This is a genomic window from Cellulophaga sp. Hel_I_12 (assembly GCF_000799565.1).
In the GTDB taxonomy this organism is placed as follows: domain Bacteria; phylum Bacteroidota; class Bacteroidia; order Flavobacteriales; family Flavobacteriaceae; genus Cellulophaga.
On sequence record NZ_JUHB01000001.1, the window covers coordinates 3,608,388 to 3,626,800 of the forward strand.

The window sequence follows — 18,413 nt, forward strand, 5'->3', positions numbered from 1 at the left end:
CTAATACTTCTTTTAGGTAACTATTTGTTGGAATGAAGGCGTTCGGGGTTGCATTATCCTTTTTTTAAGAATACCATCCTTAGCTATAAAAATGGCCATCACATCAGTATAAATTTGTTGTTTGAACTTCAAATTTTGAAAAATGGAATGTGGCAAAAATCTTTTTTTTACCGTTCTGTTGCATCAAAAATACAACGTAATTTAAGAATTGCTTTTATCAGATAGTATTAAAAACCGTAGAATTAGAATCAGAAGAAAATTGAATGACAGAACATAAAATAGTCATTATAGGTGGTGGGTTTGCCGGAATAAATTTAGCGAAGTCATTAGCTAATACATCAGGGATTCAAGTAGTGTTGGTCGATAAAAACAATTACAATCATTTTTCTCCCTTATTATATCAGGTGGCAACTGGCTTATTAGATATTTCGAGCATTTGCATCCCCTTTAGAACCCTTTTTAAAGGAACAAAAAATCTAAACTTTAGATTGGGTAAATTATTGGAGGTTTTCCCTGGGGAGCAAAAAATAAGGCTAAGCACAGGTGAACTATCGTATGACTCCTTAGTGATTGCAACAGGAACGGTAAGCAATTTTTTTGGAATGGAAAATATAAAAAAAAACGCTTTACCTATGAAATCGGTTGAAGATGCTACTAAGCTCCGAAATTTTTTGCTTCGGGAAGCAGAAAAGTACACGTATACCAATGATATTGACGAAAAACGAAAAATGCAAAACATTGTTGTTTCAGGCGCTGGACCATCAGGTGTAGAAATTGCCGGTATGTTAGCAGAAATGCGTAATCGTATTCTAGAAAAAATATATCCAGAACTCGATAGTACAAAAATGAAAATTTATCTTGTAGATGGAGCAGCAACACTACTTCCACCAATGCGTGAAAAATCACAGCAGTATTCCTTAGAAACCCTAAAAAAAATGGGAGTAAAAGTTTTGCTCAACAAAATGGTTCGTGATTATAAGGATGATGTGGTCTATTTTAAGGATGGCGAAAAAATTGAGACAAAAACATTGATTTGGACTGCAGGAGTTATTGCTTTAAAGTTTAAAGGGATGCCAGAGGGTAGTTACAAAGAAAGTAAGAGACTAAAAGTCGATGCGTATCACAGGGTGGAGCATACTGAAAATATTTATGCCATAGGAGACGCTTGCATACTTCAAGAGGACCCTAACTTCCCCAATGGTCATCCACAACTAGGAAGTGTAGCACAACAGCAAGGAAAGCTTTTAGCCAAAAATTTTAAGGCTATGGTGAATAAGCAAACGATGCAAGCTTTCACCTATGATGATAAAGGAACCATGGCAATTATTGGTCGCAAAAAAGCTGTGGCAGATTTGAATATCCCTAAAACAACCTTAACAGGATGGATTGCTTGGATTTCATGGTTGTTCGTTCATTTATTGTTGCTGCTAAATTATCGCAATCAATTGAGAACCATGTGGAATTGGGCAACCGCTTATTTCGGCAAAGCACAATCGCAGGGAATCATGCTTGGCGAAATTCCAGAGGATGAATCTAATCCTCAAATAAAAGAAAAATAGCAATGCGTGAAGAGTTTATAATGTTGAACTAAATACACACAAAATGAAAAATTTTAAAAATAAAACAATAATTATCACAGGCGGAGCAAGCGGATTAGGTTTGGCAGCAGCCAAAGAGCTAGCCTCAAAGGGGGGCAATTTATCGCTTGTGGATTATGACGAAGAAGGCCTAAAAAAGGCAAAAGAAGAACTTAAAAATGAATTCTTGGATATCAAGGTAATCAGTATTCTTGCTGATGTTTCCGAGGAAGAGGCCGTTAAAAATTATGTAAAAACTACGCTTAAAGAATTTGGCTCAATTGACGGATTTCTTAATAATGCGGGTATCGAAGGCGACCAAGCTCCGATGGATGAATATGATGTTGATGTGTTTAAAAAAGTAGTAGACATAAATCTCATGGGTGTTTTTTATGGTTTAAAATATGTGCTTCCAGAAATGAAAGAGAACGGAGGTAAAATAGTAAATATGTCTTCTGTTGGTGGACTAAGAGGCGTAATCAATATTACGCCCTATGTTGCTACTAAACATAGCGTTGCAGGAATGACTAAAAGTGCAGCCATGGAGTTTGCAAAGTATAATATTCTAACAAACGCACTTGCACCAGGCGCTATCTTAACAAATATGGTGGCTGAATCTATGAAAAAAGTAAATCCTGAAAATCCTAAAAAGGCCGAAGAAGAATTTGCAAAAAGAAACCCGATGGGAAGATTAGGAAGACCAGAAGAGGTTGCTAAAGTGGTTGCTTTTTTATTAAGTGATGATAACAGCTATATAAACGGGCAGGTTATTGCCATTGATGGTGGCGAATCTAATATTTATGGAAACTTATAAACCTTTGGTCTAAAAATAATCATAGAATTCAATACATATATTTTGATCGGATTCTATGAGTTTTTATATTTAGATTGGTTTAAACCAGCAATTATAGCCATGCTATTTTTAATACTAACCTGTACGAAAATCTTAAAATCATGTCAAAATTTAATGAAATAATCGCTCAACATAAGCCAACTCTTATTGATGTCTTTGCAACTTGGTGTGGGCCTTGTAAAACTATGGCTCCTTTTTTTGATAAAGCGAAAGAAGAACTGGGCGACTCGGTAACCGCTTTAAAAATAGATTTAGATAAAAACCCTTCGTTTGCCGCTAAGTATGGTGTTCGGAGTGTGCCAACCTTGATGCTATTTAAAAATGGAAAAGTGGTGTGGAAACAATCAGGAGTTATTCCAGCTCATGAACTTGTGGACATTGGGCGACAATATATATAAATTAAAACAACTCGCAGCGTGAGGCCATTTTTTAAAAATTTTTTTCAAAGAGACTCTTCCACAGGTATTCTTTTAATGTTGACCACCTTTATCGCATTAATTGTCGCGAATACCCCATTAAACAGTTTTTATACTGTTATTATGGAACTGGAATTTAGCTTAGGCTTTCCTAATTGGAATATTACAAAATCTATTCATCATTGGGTGAATGACGGGTTAATGTCCTTATTTTTCTTATTGGTAGGTCTTGAAATAAAGGGAGAACTAAAATTTGGAAGGTTAAAATCATTTAAGTCTGCTGTTTTTCCAGTGGTAGCGGCTATAAGTGGGGCTCTAGTTCCAGGGCTTATTTATTGGGCCTTTAATTACAATACGATTTATGCTCAGGGTTGGGCAATACCCATGGCAACAGATATTGCTTTTGTGATTGGTATAATTGCAATTTTGGGTTCTAGAGTTCCATCATGGGTAAAAGTTTTTGTAACGACAATAGCCGTGGTTGATGATTTAATTGCAGTTTTGGTCATCGCTTTTTTTTATACAGAACAAATAAGTTGGCCATCATTGGCGATAGCGGGTGTTTGTGTTTTAGTATTACTATTTTTAAATTTTAGAAATACATCAAGACTCACGCCTTACCTTATGATTGGTTTTGTGCTTTGGTGCGCCGTACTGGCTTCGGGAATACACCCTACTTTTGCAGGTGTGGTTTTGGCACTTACTATTCCACTGAACCAAAAATGGAATTTAGAGGAGATAAAAAAGTTTGCACTAAAAGGCTTTAATCAGTTTAAAAAAGCGAAAGACGAAACTTTTTCGTTAACATCAGCCCAAGCACATTATTACCTCGAAAAAACGCAAAGAGAAATGGAATCCCCATTGCGTCGTTTAGAGCGAAAACTACACAAGCCTGTTTACTTTATAATTATGCCTTTGTTCGCCTTTGTGAACGCAGGAATTGTAATTGACGGTGCTATTTTAGGAAAAGCATTTCAAGTGCCCATAACATGGGGTATTATTGCAGGCTTGTTTATTGGTAAACAAGTAGGTATTTTATTAGGAGTTTGGGTTTTGTTAAAATTCTTTTATAAGAGTATGCCTAATACAAAAGCCATATGGAAAGTATTGCATGGCGTTGCTTTACTTTGTGGTATTGGCTTTACGATGTCACTTTTTATTACCAATTTATCGTTTTCAAAAGAAATTCTTCTAGAAGAAGCAAAAATCGGGATTTTAATAAGCTCTTTGTTAAGCGGTGTTTTGGGTTATTATGTATTGTATAACGGCACTGAAAATCAAGAAGATGTAAAGGCTAAACATCTAGATATAGTAAATCCGCCTTCTGACAAAGCATAAGACGGATTTTCTTTAGGGTTGCTATTGAAAATTCCCTAATAATCTTTCATTTTACCTTTAACTTTTTTTAATTGATCTTCCAAATCTCGGACAGTCTCTGCTATGGCAGCTTCAAAATTTTCTGCATTTGTAGAAGCAAAAATCCGAGGTCCGGGTAAACTTAAACGTATATCACAAATCATTTCGCTGTCATCAGATCTATTTTGCTGTTTAAAAAACACATCGGCTCTGTGCACAAAATTGTATTTGTGATGTAAATTCTCCAATTTTTCTTTGGCTAATTCTTCTAGGCGTGTACTGGAAGAAACGTCGTGGTATTCATATATAATTTGCATCATCTAGATATTTATTTTATTATTATTTCCAAATGCTTATGGCTTCATCACGAAGCAGTTGGATAAGATTAAATTCTTTTTTTTTGTTTTCTTCTGGGTAGGCATAATACATATCAGTATAAATAAACCCAAAATCTTTGGCATCTTGGGCTGAGGCTCCATAATAGATTTTGTCTAGCTTGGCCCAATAACAAGCTCCAAGGCACATCATGCATGGAATACAACTAGTATACAAGATACAATCTTTTAAAGTTTTAGACTGTAGTATAGCACAGGCTTTTTGAATTACAGCGAGTTCGGCGTGCTGTGTACAATCTTTTTTTTCATGTACCACATTGTGACCTTCCGCTATGATTTTATTGTTTTTGACGATAACAGCGCCAAAAGCGCCATTACCTTTTGATTTTCCTTCTGCGGCTAATGCAATGGCACGTTTCATGAAGTGTATGTTTTCAGCTGTCATTTAGGTCGTTTTAAGGTATTGGGCTAAGGTAGCACTCTTCGTATAGATTCTTATTTTTAAGTCTAACTTTTTAATTGAAATTCACCATCCAATGAATACCATATTTATCGCTACACCTTCCAAAATATCCCCATTCCCGTTCTCTAAAAGTGTGATGTATTTGTCCACCATCAGATAGTTGAGAAAATAATTCTTCTGCTTTTTCTTTGGAATCTAAATCTATGCTCATATGTATTTGGTTACCCAAATTTATGGGAGTGTCTGGTGACGCATCATAAGCCATAAAGTGCACTCCTTTTCCCTTGAGCTCGGCGTGTTGTAATTTTTGTCGGTACGATGCGGGAACATCAATTTTTTTGTCTTCGTAGGTTTGACGATTTTTTATTTCAGCATCGAAAAGCTGACCGTAAAAACTAAGAGCCTCATGGCAATTTCCACGAAAGGCTAAGTATGCTTGTATTTTCATGATGTTTATTTTTAAGTTCATCCAAACTTAAGTATTCATAGAAATGTATCTTGAGCTAAAAGCATTAAATTTTAATTCAAATCAAATTTGGGAAGTTTCGCTTGTCAGAATTTTTGTGAATTAGGTATTGCATTAAAAAAATACACAATCGGAGTAGTGAATTTTTTTAAAGAGAAATATATTTACAAGACGCATGAAAATCATTAAACAATGGAAAAAACAAACTATATCATTTATTTAGCAGATGATGATGAAGACGATAGGCAATTTTTTGAAGAAATTACGGAGGAAATGGTTGAAAATATTCTTTTAAAAACCTTTGAAAATGGAATAGACTTACTAAAATCTCTATTTCAATCTGACCTGAAAAAGCCTGATTTTATTTTTTTAGACCTTAACATGCCACTGATGGATGGAGAAGAATGTTTAAGCGAGATTAGGGCCGCAGCATCTTTAAAAGATATTCCAATTATTATTTATTCTACATCCATCGATTTTTCAAAAGCAGAACGTTTTCGGGATGCAGGTGCTAATTTATATTTAAAGAAACCAAACAATTATAAAGCGTTAAAGGCAGCTATTCTCAACTGTTTAGAGCATTTTAAAACCACAGGAAAAAACCCTGAAGAAAACGATACGTTCATTGTACAATTGTAAAGTTTATAGTTATGAGTAGCCAAAAGCAAAAACATATTCCTAAGTTTTTACAAAATGGGAGTGAAATGGCGCAATTAATTGCAGAGAAAGATTGGAAAGAACATGCCTTGGGTGAACCAGAAAACTGGCCCATGGCTTTAAAATTGACATTGAATACGATGCTCAATACTGCGTTTCCAAAGTTTTTGTTATGGGGAAAAGAATATTATAATTTTTACAATGATGCCTATCGCCCCAGTTTGGGTATTGATGGTAAACATCCATTAATTATTGGTAAAGGCTTCGACGAGGCTTGGCCAGAATTAAAAGAATCGATGAAACCTGAAGTAGATTTGGTTTTTAGCACAGGCAAACCCACTTGGCATGAAAATCAATTAGTTCCGATTTACCGTAATGGCCAAATCGAGGAGGTGTTTTGGACCTTTAGTTACAGTGCAATTTTAGGTGATACCATGGAAATCAGTGGTGTTTTAGTTACCTGCATAGAAACAACCGATGCGGTAAAAAATGTAAAGCGATTAGAAGAAAGTGAAGACGAATTAAAATTTGCCATCGATGCGACCGATTTGGGTACCTGGGACTATAACCCTTTAACTGATCAATTAAAAACAAACCATCGGCTAAAAGAGTGGTTTGGGTTGCCTATTAAAGATGATATTGAGCTAGATCAGGCAACAAATGCCATCATTGCCAAAGATAGAGAGCGAGTGAATAAAACGATTCAAAATGCACTCACTTGGGAATCTGGCGGTAAATATGATGTTACTTATACGATTCAGAATAAAGAGACAAGACAAAAAAGAATTGTAAGAGCCTTGGGTAGGGCTTGGTTTAATGAAAATAGAATAGCCTATAGGTTTAACGGAACCTTACAAGATATTACAGAGCAACAGAAAGTTGTAAATCATCTAAAACTAAATGAAGAGCGGTTTCGTCGCTTGGTAAAAGAAGTACCGGTAGGGATTGCGATTATAAGCGCTGAAGATTACTCCATAAAAGTGGTTAATGATATGGCATTAATGATTTGGCAGAAAACCTTAGATGAGGCACTTAATATGCCGTTATTTGATGTGCTAACAGAAATTAAAGATGGCATTTCACCTATTTTTGAAAGTATACTTCGTAGCAAAAAAGCCAAAAAAGGGATGGAATATCCTTTTGTTCTCGAACGTAACGGAGTAAAAGAAACTGGTTATTTTAATTTTATTTTTAAGCCCATCTTAGAAAATAATAAGGTCATTGAAATAATGTTGGTGGCCTTTGAAATGACCGAAACGGTGAAAGCAAAGTTCAAGTTAGAAGAATCAGAACGGCAGTTTAAAAATTTCGTGATGCAGTCTCCAATTGCCATGGGGGTCTTAAGGGGAAAGGCAATGAAAATAGAAATGGCCAACAATTCTCTGTTAAATCAATTTTGGCGCAAAAAAAAAGAAGAGGTACTAGGGAAAGGCCTATTGGAAATTTTTCCAAACTTATCTGATTCAAAATATCCCGAAATTATACAAAGCATCATTAATACAGGAATCCCTGTTTCTGAAAAAGAATCTTATGCCTCGCTACAAGATGAAAATGGTATTTGGGAGTTTTATGTAGACTACATCTACGCGCCACTCAGAGATGTAGATGGAAACGTGTCAGGAGTAATGGTTACTTCAACAGATGTTACAGATCGCGTAAAAGCCCGTGAAAAATTAGAACAATTTTCTAAAGATTTGGAAAAGCAAGTTGCCCTGCGTACCAAACAATTAAAAGTGGCGAATAATAAATTGCAAGTATCGATTCAAAGTCTAGAAAATAGAAATGAAGAATTAGAAGCTTTTGCCTATGTTTCCAGCCATGATTTACAAGAACCTTTGCGGAAAATTCAAATGTTTATCTCACGAATATTAGAACGAGAACAAGATACCTTAACCGATAAGGGAAAAACCTATTTTGATAAAATTACAGATTCTGCAACACGCATGCGAATTTTAATTGATGACTTATTGACATTTTCGAGATCAAATAAAAAAGATGCAGAATTTGAAGAGACCGATCTAAATTTAATAGTCAAAGAGGTAAAGGAACACTTGTCTGATAGTATTGAAAATTCAAAAGCTCAAATTACTTGCACCGCCTTACCAACAATTACTGCAATTCCGTTTCAATTACATCAAGTATTTACTAATCTTATAGGAAATGCTATTAAATTTTCAAAAAAAAATACGATTCCAAGAATACATATTACTGCTGAAGTTGCTACGGGAAGAGAGATAAAGTTTCATAAATTACAAAAAAATACCCTGTTTTATAAAATTACTATTTCCGATAATGGTATTGGTTTTCCTAAAGAAATGCAGTACAAAATATTTGAAGTATTTCAGCGTGTACATAGTCAACAAGACTATAAAGGAACTGGAATAGGTTTGGCGATTGTAAAAAAAATTGTGTTGAATCACGATGGTGTAATAGTGGCCGAAAGCACAGAAGGTGAGGGTACTACCATAAGCATGCTGATGCCAAAAAATAGGCTGTAGTTCTCAGCTTCATTGGATAATTTACATGAGTGTTTTTTCTTGACCTAAAAAGGGGAATAGCTTAAAAAAATCTGGAACTTTTAGGCAAAAGTCTTTAAATAAAAAAATCCAATCTAAAATAGATTGGATTTTTTTCAGTGACCGGGCCGGGGTCGTTATTTCTAAGGTTAAGCCTAGTAATATCAATAGTCTTGCAAATTTTTTAATAACGTGTTGACGTTTTGTGAACCTAAATTCAATATAATTTGTTTCGTCTTATTCAAATTCAAATATAGTAATTATTTAAATGCTATTTTAATCGTATCTCATATGCGGTTTATTAATCATTAAGCTATTTCGAAAATTGTTAAAATTTCGACTGAATCAAACCTAGTTGTTGAATGCTAGTATTTACTTCACTTATACAAGAATTTATATTTATTGTAGACGATTTATAAGCTACTAAATATAGTAGCTTAATTAAATTTTACTTTATTAAAAAATAGTACTTTAAATTACTTAACTAAAAATCTCTAATATTTTTTTTGTTCATTTTTGTTAATAGTCAAAATAGAGTTACCCAGAATTATTACTGCTTATTCAATTAATAGCCTATAGGTAATTTCTTGTTCATTTATAGTACCTTTTAAAATATAAACTCCAGGATTTAGATTACCTATTTGTAATAAAACATTATTGTCTTGAATGGAAGCGGTTACCGGAAATGTCTGCTGCATGTAATCAACTACTATCATATTTCCAATTGAATTAATTAAGCCGTCAAAACTCAATATACAATTATCAGATACGGGATTTGGAAAAACGGACACCAAACTTGATTGTGTATCTATTTTTGAAGCAGAAAGGCCAACAGGTTCTTCACCCCAAACCAATTGGCCATTAATATAGGCCGTAATTTTCATGTTCTCAGCGTAAACGTTACCAGTTGAGCGGTATGAGAAATCATCACTTTCGTTAAAGTTGGACCAATCCTGTTTGTTGATCCTAAATCTCATTTCACCAGTTTCACTAAACGCAAATAGGTTACCTGTCGATTCTTGAAAACTCACTTCAAAATAATTTGAAGCGCCATCATATACAACATCCGAAATTTTAAAGTCGACGTTAATTTTGTTTGAGTTTATGATGGAATAATCAATATTGTAATTTAGAGTTATGGCACTTTCCGGGGTGAACCAATATCTTAAGGTGACATCTTTTAAAGGAACATTTTGATTTCCTGCATTAAGAATTCTAATATTCGGCTTCATAGAATTATTTGTAACCCCATCTTTGTTTTGGTGCATGACGATTAATTCAGGTCTTTGGATGGTAGCAACCTCAGGTTCATTACCCCAAATTAATTGACCATCCCAATATACTGTAATTGTATTGGTTTCTAAATATTGATTGTGATTGGAGTAACTAAAATCATCACCTTCATCAAAATTAGTCCAATTGCTTTTTGCAATCCGTGTTTTGATTTCTCCTGAATTACCTAGAGCAGCAATTTTTTTATTGGTATCAAATGTCATTTCCAAATAGTAATTTGCACCATTTCTTGGTTGGTCCAGTGCTACAAAAGCACCATTCACATCTGATGTTCCCAATTGCGCATAATCCACATAAAAGTTAAGTGGCGAAAAATCCTCAGCCGTGAGCCAATACCTTACCGAAAGGCGATTTAAATCCACTGCATAATCGGCTTCGTTTCTCAATTTTAATTGCGGTTTTACGCTGTTATTGTTGAGTCGATTATTATCTCCATCTTTATAATCAACAATGATGAAAGGAGCTTTGGTTTCTATTTCTTTTGAATAGCAAGACAAGTTCGTTTCATCCAACAATGCTGCAATGCGATAGGTATAGCTTGTGCCTGCAGTTAGGTTTGAATGCGTAAAGCTAGAGATGTCTTCTGAAACGCGTTCTATTTCTTCAAAATTTTGACCTTCTTCTTTTGCTTCTAACACAAAACCGAGACTGTTTTCTAAGCTACTTTCCCAAGTAATTTCGATTTCGGAAGGAGAAATGCCTCTTGCTGAAAGATTTTTAATAGCAATGAGTTCAATATTAATTTCAGTATCTTCAGTAATGTTCAGTAGTTCTGAAGCCAATATAACCTCTCCTTTTCTGATCTCGTAAGGTTGCGATACATTGGATGCCACATTATAAAACACTAAAATGCCATCTTCTTGAGGAACCTTTAATTCGCCATTAAAACTTACGAGTAATTCGTCTAAATTACTATTGCAATTCACCAAATTCATGGTTACTATGTAAGGTGTGACTTCGGTAGCAACCTCATTATAAATGTCACTCCACTCCGAAATGCCTATGACTGATTTATAAGGTTCAAAAACAGTATTTTCATTGGCTTTTCCAGCGGCATTCCAAACAAACCAACCTTCTTTTTTCTGATCAAAACCCTCTATTGTGCCATCTAAAACCGTCCATAAGCCAAATTCAAGTCCAGCTTCATTAGGGTTGTCCACCCATCTATGCAATTGGATATTTTCAATGGATGGCAGTCTTTGGTTTGTTTTTTTCCAAAAGTAAGCCAATGCCGCAGCCTGTGTAGTTTCATTGGCATTTGCATTTCTAGCGGTGTTGGAACTGAATCCGTTTTCAGATAGCAGAATGGTTCGTACTTTCTTTCCATTATAAAGCACCTCTTTTTGACGCACGTAGGCATCAATCATTTCAAGATTTCGAGGTGTGATTTGTGGCGTATTGAAGTTCAATTGTGTCTGTGCAATTGGATCTTCCCACACTTTTGGATTGAATAAATTGGTAGGGTAGGAGTGCCATCCAATGCCCCATTCATAATCGCCTTCTTTTTTGCTCAACCTATTTAGTACATCAAGAATTTCTTTGGATCTGAAATTGACTTCACTTACCGGCTTACTGTTCCAATGTTTTGTGAAGGAACCAAAAACTTTTGCAGTAGGATTGTATTTTCTGATGGTATAATTCACCATTCGCATAGAGCGATCATAAATTTGGGTATAGAGATTTACAGGTTTTTGTCCGGCATGGGTCCAGCTCGTGTGCGCATCCACTTCATTATGGATAATCCACTGATCCAATCGCCCATACAATTTGTCTGGTCTCGAATAACGTTGCGCTAAAAAGTCAACAGCCGCGGCATAATACTCGACGCCTTCTTCGGTTGCCACGTTAGCCATACTGTATAGGCCCAACGAAGCATCTGGATGTACAAAAATGCGTCGTAACTCCTCATTCCCAATATTGATAGGAATTAAAAGAACGAAAGCTGCTTTAATATCATTATCGCTAAGCCTTTTAATTCGGGCATCAAAACCAGCCACAAAGTTCGGGCTAATGTTGTACGTTTTACCGTTGAATTCATGTGTAAGACTTGTTGGATTTAAACTTAAAACGCCGTTAAGCAATAAGTTCAGTTTCATGCTTTTGATATCAAGCTCCGTCAGATCTGAAAAATTAGATAGCGAAGTTGGGCTCAGCCCATCAAGACCTTTAATTGAACTTGCTTTGTCCTCGGCAATATTATTTAGTGAAACTGCTGAAATATCTCCCGCCCATTGCATATTCGAAACAAGTTCATAGCTGCTGTTTCCTGTATTTTTTACAATTGCCCATCGGGAATAAAGCCGATCATAATCATGATCTGACTTTTGGATAAAACGATCTACATCTATGGAGAATGTACCGTCAACACTAGGAATTGGTGTTACAAAATTGAACTCTGTAAGATCAAAACCGTATTGGTGCGGCTCAATTTCTGCTAAAAACAAATCTTCGGAAGCATTTAAGACTTGACCTTTTATGTTGACGATATCGGCATTGACCTTCACTATTGAAATTGAATCCGTAAACGTTTTATTGAGGTAATTTGTGAAGTCCTGATCAATTGCCACACTTAAGAATTTGTCACTATTCTGCTCATTTTCCAACTCTTGAATGGTTGGTTTTCTCAATTTTATATTTCTGATAAAAATTGTTTTTTCAGCATTTTCATTTCTTCCGAGGTCAAATCTAAAGGTAGTCCATTCATTGTCCTGAAAATTATCGGCAAAAAGACGCGGATTTACAACAAAGGTGGACCAATTTGAAGCTGCAGGAATTCCGTTTACTGTTAATTTTTGTGTGGCATTGATTGGTGGTCCGTAAAATAATTCGAGTTCATTATAAGCTTGTTCAGATTTGTATTCAAATGATAAGATATAGCTGTCATCAATATCATAAAGCTCATTAATGGGTTTGGAGAGAATCCAAGGGTCATTGGCACTCGTATTCAGTTGGTAGGAACCATCTTGAAGTTGGGTGGCCTGTAAAAATGGACTGGTGGAAGCGACATCCAATTCTATAGCTATCGTTTCCTTGATTTCAAGGGCTTTCTTTTCTTGATTGGTAGGCTCTCTCAAAATTAGATTATTTACCTGAATGTCCAATCCAGAAAGTCTACCAAAATCAAAACGAAAAATATCATAAGACTGGTTCCAACTGGGGGCACTGACCTTCATTATGGCTGAAAATTTTTTAGTAGTTGTAGAAGCATCTAAACTCCCTAATTGAGCCCTTCTTGCGCCGCTGATTGGGCTTCCATAAAAAATTTGAAGATCATCCAAACCACTCGAAGAAGTATAATCAAAACTCACTACAAAGGTATTATCAGGGTCATAATTGGTGGTCAATAGTTGGGATTGGACCCATGGATCGCCACCAGAAGTTATGATGCTATAATTTTTAGGCGTTGTTTCAGAAATCGACATTTGATTGGTTTGCCCAAGATTAAGCTCAATTTCAATGACTTCATTGGGCAATGCAGCCCTTAATTGTACATTTTTTACAGTAATATTTTGATTGGCATTCTTACCAAAATCAAAACGTAGGCGTTCATAAGAGGCATTCCAAGTTGGTGCTTCATATTTCATAAAAGCTTTGAAGGTTTTGTATTGTGTAGCAGGAGCGAGGCTTCCAAATTTAGCCAATCGATTTGGACTTACAGGAGTTCCGTAGAAAATTTGCAGGTCATCTAATCCATCTGGAGCGATATAGTCGAAGCTGACAACATACACTTGATTAGGATCATAATTTTGGATAGGTCTAGTTTGAATCCAAGGATCGCCACCTGCAAGCGTCTGAATGGAGTAAGTTCCTACAGGAGATTCCGTAATATTCATTTGGTTTTTAAGACTTGGGTTGAGTTCTAAGGTAATGTTCTGCCCAAAAGTAGAAATGCACACAAGTGAAAATAGGAAGGGTAGTAGTTTTTTCATAGTTGAATATTTTTAAGGAAATTAAAACTTTCAACTCTTGATTCCATCCTGTGGTAACCTGTTAATACTTAATAATAAAAAAGATATTTCATTTATTCAAATTGAAACCAGTCGATTTCAAATAACTCTTCCTCATTTCCCGTAGTTTCAAGCCACAGTGCATGAATGCCAGTTTCGTTTTTAACGGGATACGATAGAATTTGCCACTCTTGATTCGGTTCGATTTTTAAAGCAGCCAATTTTTTATACCATGGCTTGTCAGAATAGAGATTTAATTTACCTCCATCAGACGATTTAATTCGGATGGAAACTGAAGTGACTCCATCACCAAAATCTAAATATTTAAAAATGGCGACATCCTTATTTTTGAATTTTGAAAGGATTTCGTTGGATTCAGAAGCTCGTGTAATACGAACATTGCCTTGAAGCAAACAGGCGGAAGCAGCATCAATTTTAGATGTTGCTGGCAGCGGCAATCCTGAGCCTTGACTGGTCATTTCCACTTCAGGGATGCTCCCATCTTCTAAAAAACTGATTTTTTCTACGCAGGCTTTTCTCATAGTTCTAACCCCATGGGTCGAACGATGGTAAAACACATACCATTGGTTCTCAAACTCCGCAATGGAGCCATGATTATTCCAGTTACCCGGATTAGAACCATTATTGTCAATAATCACACCTCTATAAGTGTAAGGACCAAAAGGAGAGATGCTGGTTGCGTAACCCAAACAGGTTGGCTTGTCTTCCCGACTGATATCTGAATAGACTAAATAGTAAAGTCCTTTTCTTTTAGTCAGATACGCTCCTTCATGAAAAAAATGCTCTTTTTCCGTGATGATATCGGTTTGAAGTGTTGTCGCATCAATGGCGGTCATGTTGGGCTGAAGTTTTGCCATTTTAAGACTAAATTGTCCCCATAAATAGTAGGCTGTTCCATCATCGTCAATAAAAACTGAAGGATCTATTTGGTTATGACCATTCAAATCAATTTTCTTACCGTTTGTAAACGGACCTGTGGCACTTTTTGAAGTGGCAACACCTTCAGGAGCATTGATGTCTGGTTGACAATAATATAGATAATAAGTGTCATCTTTTTTTGTGGCGTCTGGCGCGAAGAGCACAGCATCATTGTATGGTACTTGATCATTTTCTCCTTTTGAAGCGAATACATTTTTAGTGATATTCCAATATTGCATATCTGTTGTATGCATGATATCATGCTTTGCCGAACAATAATAAAGCTCACTTTCATCGGTCGAACCGAAAACATAAAGCCTGCCATCATCAAAAACCTTGGCCGATGGATCAGCGATATACACACCGGGAGGCGAGATGGGATTTTGGGCAATGAGTATTGGGGTAGAAACCATAAAAAAAAGTAGCGCGTACAGACTTTTTAATTTTTTTCTTTTGATCTTAATGCTATTTGGATTCCAATTCATATTGAATACCGATAAATTTATTTATCTATGGTTTGATATATTAGATTTCTTAAAGTAATGGCAGCCCTCGGATCGTATTCCACAGCTTCGCTTATGACCAGATCGCAAACGACGATGTCTCCCCAAGCATATTTTACCGAAAAAACGGGGTATCCAATCTTATTGTCATAAACATTCTTAAGATTACCCGACCAATAGAAATGGGAATTTAAAAAACGTCCCAGAGGAATGACCATGTCGTTTTCGATGTTCAATTTATGGCTTGAAGAGGCTACATAAGCAGGGTTGTTATTTCCTGTCATCCACCACTTCCAGTCCATAGCATCCAACCCGTTAAAAACAGGTTTTTGCTTATCCCAATCCAACATCTCAACAAATTCACCAGTAGAATACTCTATCGCTTTTAAATCGGCAGTACCGCTATCATACATAAAATCCTTCATTGCAGGTTTGTCTCCGGGTTGAAGATCTTTTGGTATTTTGATGACATCTTGTACATAAGCATGAGCGTTTTCACCCTGCTGCAACAAAATCAATCGGCCGGTTTTCTTAAGATGTTTCTTTACTTCATTTAATTCATACGCCTTTGAATTCGGTCCTAGAATGATAACGTCAACCTTAGATTTCAATTTTGAAAACGATTTTACATCTGATACATCTTCTAAAAATTGATTTATTCTTTCGTTGCACCCTAAGGCAATTACTGAATTTTTTTCGACATCATCTGCTTTTCCTATTTTTTTTTGAACTACCATACTATAGCTGTTTTCTGAAATCACCTCATCCTTGTTGTTTTTAAGTTTAAGTTTAAAAACCACCTTTTTTTCCGTAGAATTTAATTTTGGTAGGCTAAACGTGAATGGGATTTTTTCTACCTCAAAATACCGTATATCTTTTATCAATTTAGTTATTGTCATGAGTTCTTTTCCTTCAGGATTTTCTATTGAAAAATGAACCGTGGTTTTTCCTATGTCCTTGAATTTGGTATTATCATTTACAATGAATAGGTTTGTTGAAACGGTATCTTCTTCGTAGAAAAAGCGTTGTGGGGTTTCCAAAGCCACAAGAATGGGTTGAAATCCTTGTTTTACACCGTCATAAATGGGGAATGGCTTCCATTGGTCAGGCGGTCTTGTAAAAGCATGTTGTATCCAAGTCAGATTACTGAACAGCATAAAGCCGGCGGTTGGCAATTGACTACGGCTATACCTCAGCTTTTCAGTTTTCATTTTGCCTTCTAAATAAATATGGTCTTGAAAATAACTATGATCCAGACCAAGTGTGCCAATATCCCCAATCCAGGTCTGCGCGGAATAGCGCCCCACATAATTAGGGTGTACAGACCCGTCGTCAATCATTGAATAAGGTACCGCACATTCTTGGTTGATAAATGGCTTGTCATGACCTAAGGTCAATCCTCTCCTAGGTTTTGTGTAATCGTTTACAAATGAGGAACTTTCATACCATCCCCAGTAGGCATGTACGTCTTCAATGTCTGCATTATCATTATGGTCGGGATCTCCTGAGGTCTGAAACACCAATCTCGAAGGATCCAACTCTTTGACGGCATCAATAATATCCTTAAAAATCGAGAGCTTTTCCTCATTCTCATGATCAGCTTGTAAGCCTTCATTGGAAATTACGTAAAACAAAATGCTAGGGTGGTTTCTATATTCTTTTATGGATTCTAACTGTTCTTGTTTCCAATGCTCTAAAATTGCTTTAGGTGGTGGTGGTGATTTGGTCATCAATGCCCAAGGTCTTACACCTTCACTACTAACACCAATGCCCACTTCATCGGCAGCCGTATACCACATGTGATTCCAAGGGTTACCATGGGTTCGGGTGACAACCGTATTGCCTTCGTGCATCAATTGTAGAAAATTTCTGGCCAAAATACTGTCATTGGACTTATACCCATAGGGCGGCATATTTGCGCCTCGGATCCAATACGGTTTTCCGTTCAAATATACCTGTTCTCCATGAGCTTCAACGGTGCGATATCCTATTTGGCATTTATAACTGTCTATTACTTTCCCTTCTAAATTTTTCCAGTAGGCTTCCAATTGATACAGATTTGGGTGGTCTGGAGTCCAATGCTTGGGATTTAAATTCTGCTTTGAAATTTTTAAGGTTGTTGTTTCATGTGAAGGAATATGGACTGTCTCACGAAATTCCTCCTCCACCAATAATTCCTCAGAATGTTTATCGGTTATTTTATAACTCCAATACCCAGAAACAGTTTCCCTACTATGGTTTTCTAAACTGAATTCAATTTTGTGTCCGGTTAGGATTGGATTAAAGAATACGTCTTCAATTTTACCACCTGAGTTAGAAACCGTTAAATGTACTGGTTGCCATATACCAAGAAACTTGGCACGTGGACCATTCCCAAAACCGCCAAATAAACCTGAATTTAAGGACATCAACATGTCTTTAGTTACCGGTACCGTGACTGCGACTGAAACCACATCATCACCATTTTCAGATTTTACACCTCGTTCCGTATAAACCATTAAGTGGTTCGAACGTCCTACTTTTAAATGTGGCGTAAGTCGGGTTTCAAACGCACCAAACATACCAAGGTGTCCGCCCACAAAGTTCCCATTAATATACACGCGAGAAACTGTGGCTATACCCTCAAAATTGGCAAAAATTTCCTTTTCGAATATGTCGTAACCAGTTAAGTCAATAGTTTTCATGTACCACCCTGCACGAAGGTCTTCGGTTTTAAAAGGGAGCGCGGCAACCCTAGCTTCTTCGGCTTTCTCATATTCCATGGAGACATTGGGTAGCCACCAAGAAATCCTATTGAGCATTTGTGGCACCTCTACCTGATAACTTTGCCTCTGGTTTCTGAATTCATTAAAAATTTTAGCGGCGTCTTTGTCTATTTGCTCTGGTCCACTTTTAACGGGATCCTGAGTGCCATAGATTGGTATGAAATCCCAAATACCATTTAAAGAAATTTTAGTTGGTTTCTCTAGTTCCTTTGATGAAATGAATACACTCTGCGAGACTGAATGAAGACTAAATATGAAGCATACGATGATGATTGAATTTTTCATTCGAAATATTTAAGATTTCTTGATGTGATTATTTTCAGAACA

General features: G+C 36.1%; 12 protein-coding genes. 6 read left to right on the top strand and 6 right to left on the bottom strand.

The window, feature by feature from the left end:
- The first annotated feature begins 263 nt into the window (after nt 1-263).
- The 4 genes from GQ45_RS15725 (at nt 264) to nhaA (ending at nt 4,184) form a co-directional block, all read left to right on the top strand.
- On the top strand, nt 264-1,559 hold the full coding sequence (locus GQ45_RS15725; protein WP_047419461.1) for an NAD(P)/FAD-dependent oxidoreductase: 1,296 nt from the start codon (nt 264-266) through the stop codon (nt 1,557-1,559).
- Nucleotides 1,560-1,602: 43 nt separating this feature from the next.
- Nucleotides 1,603-2,391: a glucose 1-dehydrogenase gene (locus tag GQ45_RS15730; protein ID WP_047419464.1), complete on the top strand. Its 789-nt coding sequence runs from the start codon at nt 1,603-1,605 to the stop codon at nt 2,389-2,391.
- A gap of 140 nt (nt 2,392-2,531) precedes the next feature.
- Nucleotides 2,532-2,828, top strand: a complete 297-nt coding sequence (gene trxA, locus GQ45_RS15735) for a thioredoxin (protein WP_047419469.1) — start codon at nt 2,532-2,534, stop codon at nt 2,826-2,828.
- Between the two features lie 18 nt (nt 2,829-2,846).
- Entirely contained in the window at nt 2,847-4,184 is a 1,338-nt protein-coding gene (gene nhaA, locus GQ45_RS15740; RefSeq protein ID WP_156125451.1) for a Na+/H+ antiporter NhaA, read from the top strand.
- Nucleotides 4,185-4,219: 35 nt separating this feature from the next.
- Here the strand turns inward: nhaA and GQ45_RS15745 are convergent, their stop codons facing one another.
- From GQ45_RS15745 to GQ45_RS15755, 3 genes are all read right to left on the bottom strand, one after another.
- Entirely contained in the window at nt 4,220-4,522 is a 303-nt protein-coding gene (locus GQ45_RS15745; protein WP_369798313.1) for an HPF/RaiA family ribosome-associated protein, read from the bottom strand.
- Nucleotides 4,523-4,541: 19 nt separating this feature from the next.
- Nucleotides 4,542-4,982 carry a nucleoside deaminase gene (locus tag GQ45_RS15750; RefSeq protein ID WP_047419471.1) on the bottom strand — a complete coding sequence of 147 codons (441 nt, stop codon included), beginning with the start codon at nt 4,980-4,982 and terminating at the stop codon, nt 4,542-4,544.
- Between the two features lie 70 nt (nt 4,983-5,052).
- A complete protein-coding gene (locus tag GQ45_RS15755; RefSeq protein ID WP_047420518.1) occupies nt 5,053-5,448 on the bottom strand; it encodes a VOC family protein in 396 nt (131 codons plus the stop codon).
- Between the two features lie 210 nt (nt 5,449-5,658).
- Here GQ45_RS15755 and GQ45_RS15760 point away from each other — a divergent pair, with 210 nt between their 5' ends.
- Both GQ45_RS15760 and GQ45_RS17670 read left to right on the top strand, forming a co-directional pair.
- Nucleotides 5,659-6,105, top strand: a complete 447-nt coding sequence (locus GQ45_RS15760) for a response regulator (protein WP_047419472.1) — start codon at nt 5,659-5,661, stop codon at nt 6,103-6,105.
- Nucleotides 6,106-6,116: 11 nt separating this feature from the next.
- A complete protein-coding gene (locus GQ45_RS17670; protein WP_052188261.1) occupies nt 6,117-8,621 on the top strand; it encodes a PAS domain-containing sensor histidine kinase in 2,505 nt (834 codons plus the stop codon).
- 575 nt (nt 8,622-9,196) lie between these two features.
- On the opposite strand, the gene GQ45_RS15770 is transcribed toward GQ45_RS17670, so the two are convergent.
- The 3 genes from GQ45_RS15770 to GQ45_RS15780 all read right to left on the bottom strand — a co-directional run bounded on the left by GQ45_RS15770 (nt 9,197) and on the right by GQ45_RS15780 (nt 18,371).
- Nucleotides 9,197-13,861 (bottom strand): DUF5722 domain-containing protein, encoded by a 4,665-nt coding sequence (locus GQ45_RS15770; protein ID WP_047419474.1) that lies wholly within the window; start codon nt 13,859-13,861, stop codon nt 9,197-9,199.
- A gap of 92 nt (nt 13,862-13,953) precedes the next feature.
- Nucleotides 13,954-15,303: a family 43 glycosylhydrolase gene (locus GQ45_RS15775; RefSeq protein WP_052188263.1), complete on the bottom strand. Its 1,350-nt coding sequence runs from the start codon at nt 15,301-15,303 to the stop codon at nt 13,954-13,956.
- A gap of 17 nt (nt 15,304-15,320) precedes the next feature.
- Nucleotides 15,321-18,371, bottom strand: a complete 3,051-nt coding sequence (locus GQ45_RS15780) for a glycoside hydrolase family 2 (RefSeq protein ID WP_047419476.1) — start codon at nt 18,369-18,371, stop codon at nt 15,321-15,323.
- Nucleotides 18,372-18,413 lie beyond the last annotated feature (42 nt).

Excerpts from the sequence above, each read along its gene's own strand:
- GQ45_RS17670 (WP_052188261.1), top strand. The coding sequence starts at position 6,117 with ATGAGTAGCCAAAAGCAAAAACATATTCCTAAGTTTTTACAAAATGGG.
- GQ45_RS15730 (WP_047419464.1), top strand. The coding sequence starts at position 1,603 with ATGAAAAATTTTAAAAATAAAACAATAATTATCACAGGCGGAGCAAGC.
- GQ45_RS15745 (WP_369798313.1), bottom strand. The coding sequence starts at position 4,522 with ATGATGCAAATTATATATGAATACCACGACGTTTCTTCCAGTACACGC.
- GQ45_RS15780 (WP_047419476.1), bottom strand. The coding sequence starts at position 18,371 with ATGAAAAATTCAATCATCATCGTATGCTTCATATTTAGTCTTCATTCA.
- GQ45_RS15760 (WP_047419472.1), top strand. The coding sequence starts at position 5,659 with ATGGAAAAAACAAACTATATCATTTATTTAGCAGATGATGATGAAGAC.
- GQ45_RS15770 (WP_047419474.1), bottom strand. The coding sequence starts at position 13,861 with ATGAAAAAACTACTACCCTTCCTATTTTCACTTGTGTGCATTTCTACT.
- GQ45_RS15725 (WP_047419461.1), top strand. The coding sequence starts at position 264 with ATGACAGAACATAAAATAGTCATTATAGGTGGTGGGTTTGCCGGAATA.
- trxA (WP_047419469.1), top strand. The coding sequence starts at position 2,532 with ATGTCAAAATTTAATGAAATAATCGCTCAACATAAGCCAACTCTTATT.
- GQ45_RS15750 (WP_047419471.1), bottom strand. The coding sequence starts at position 4,982 with ATGACAGCTGAAAACATACACTTCATGAAACGTGCCATTGCATTAGCC.
- GQ45_RS15755 (WP_047420518.1), bottom strand. The coding sequence starts at position 5,448 with ATGAAAATACAAGCATACTTAGCCTTTCGTGGAAATTGCCATGAGGCT.
- GQ45_RS15775 (WP_052188263.1), bottom strand. The coding sequence starts at position 15,303 with ATGAATTGGAATCCAAATAGCATTAAGATCAAAAGAAAAAAATTAAAA.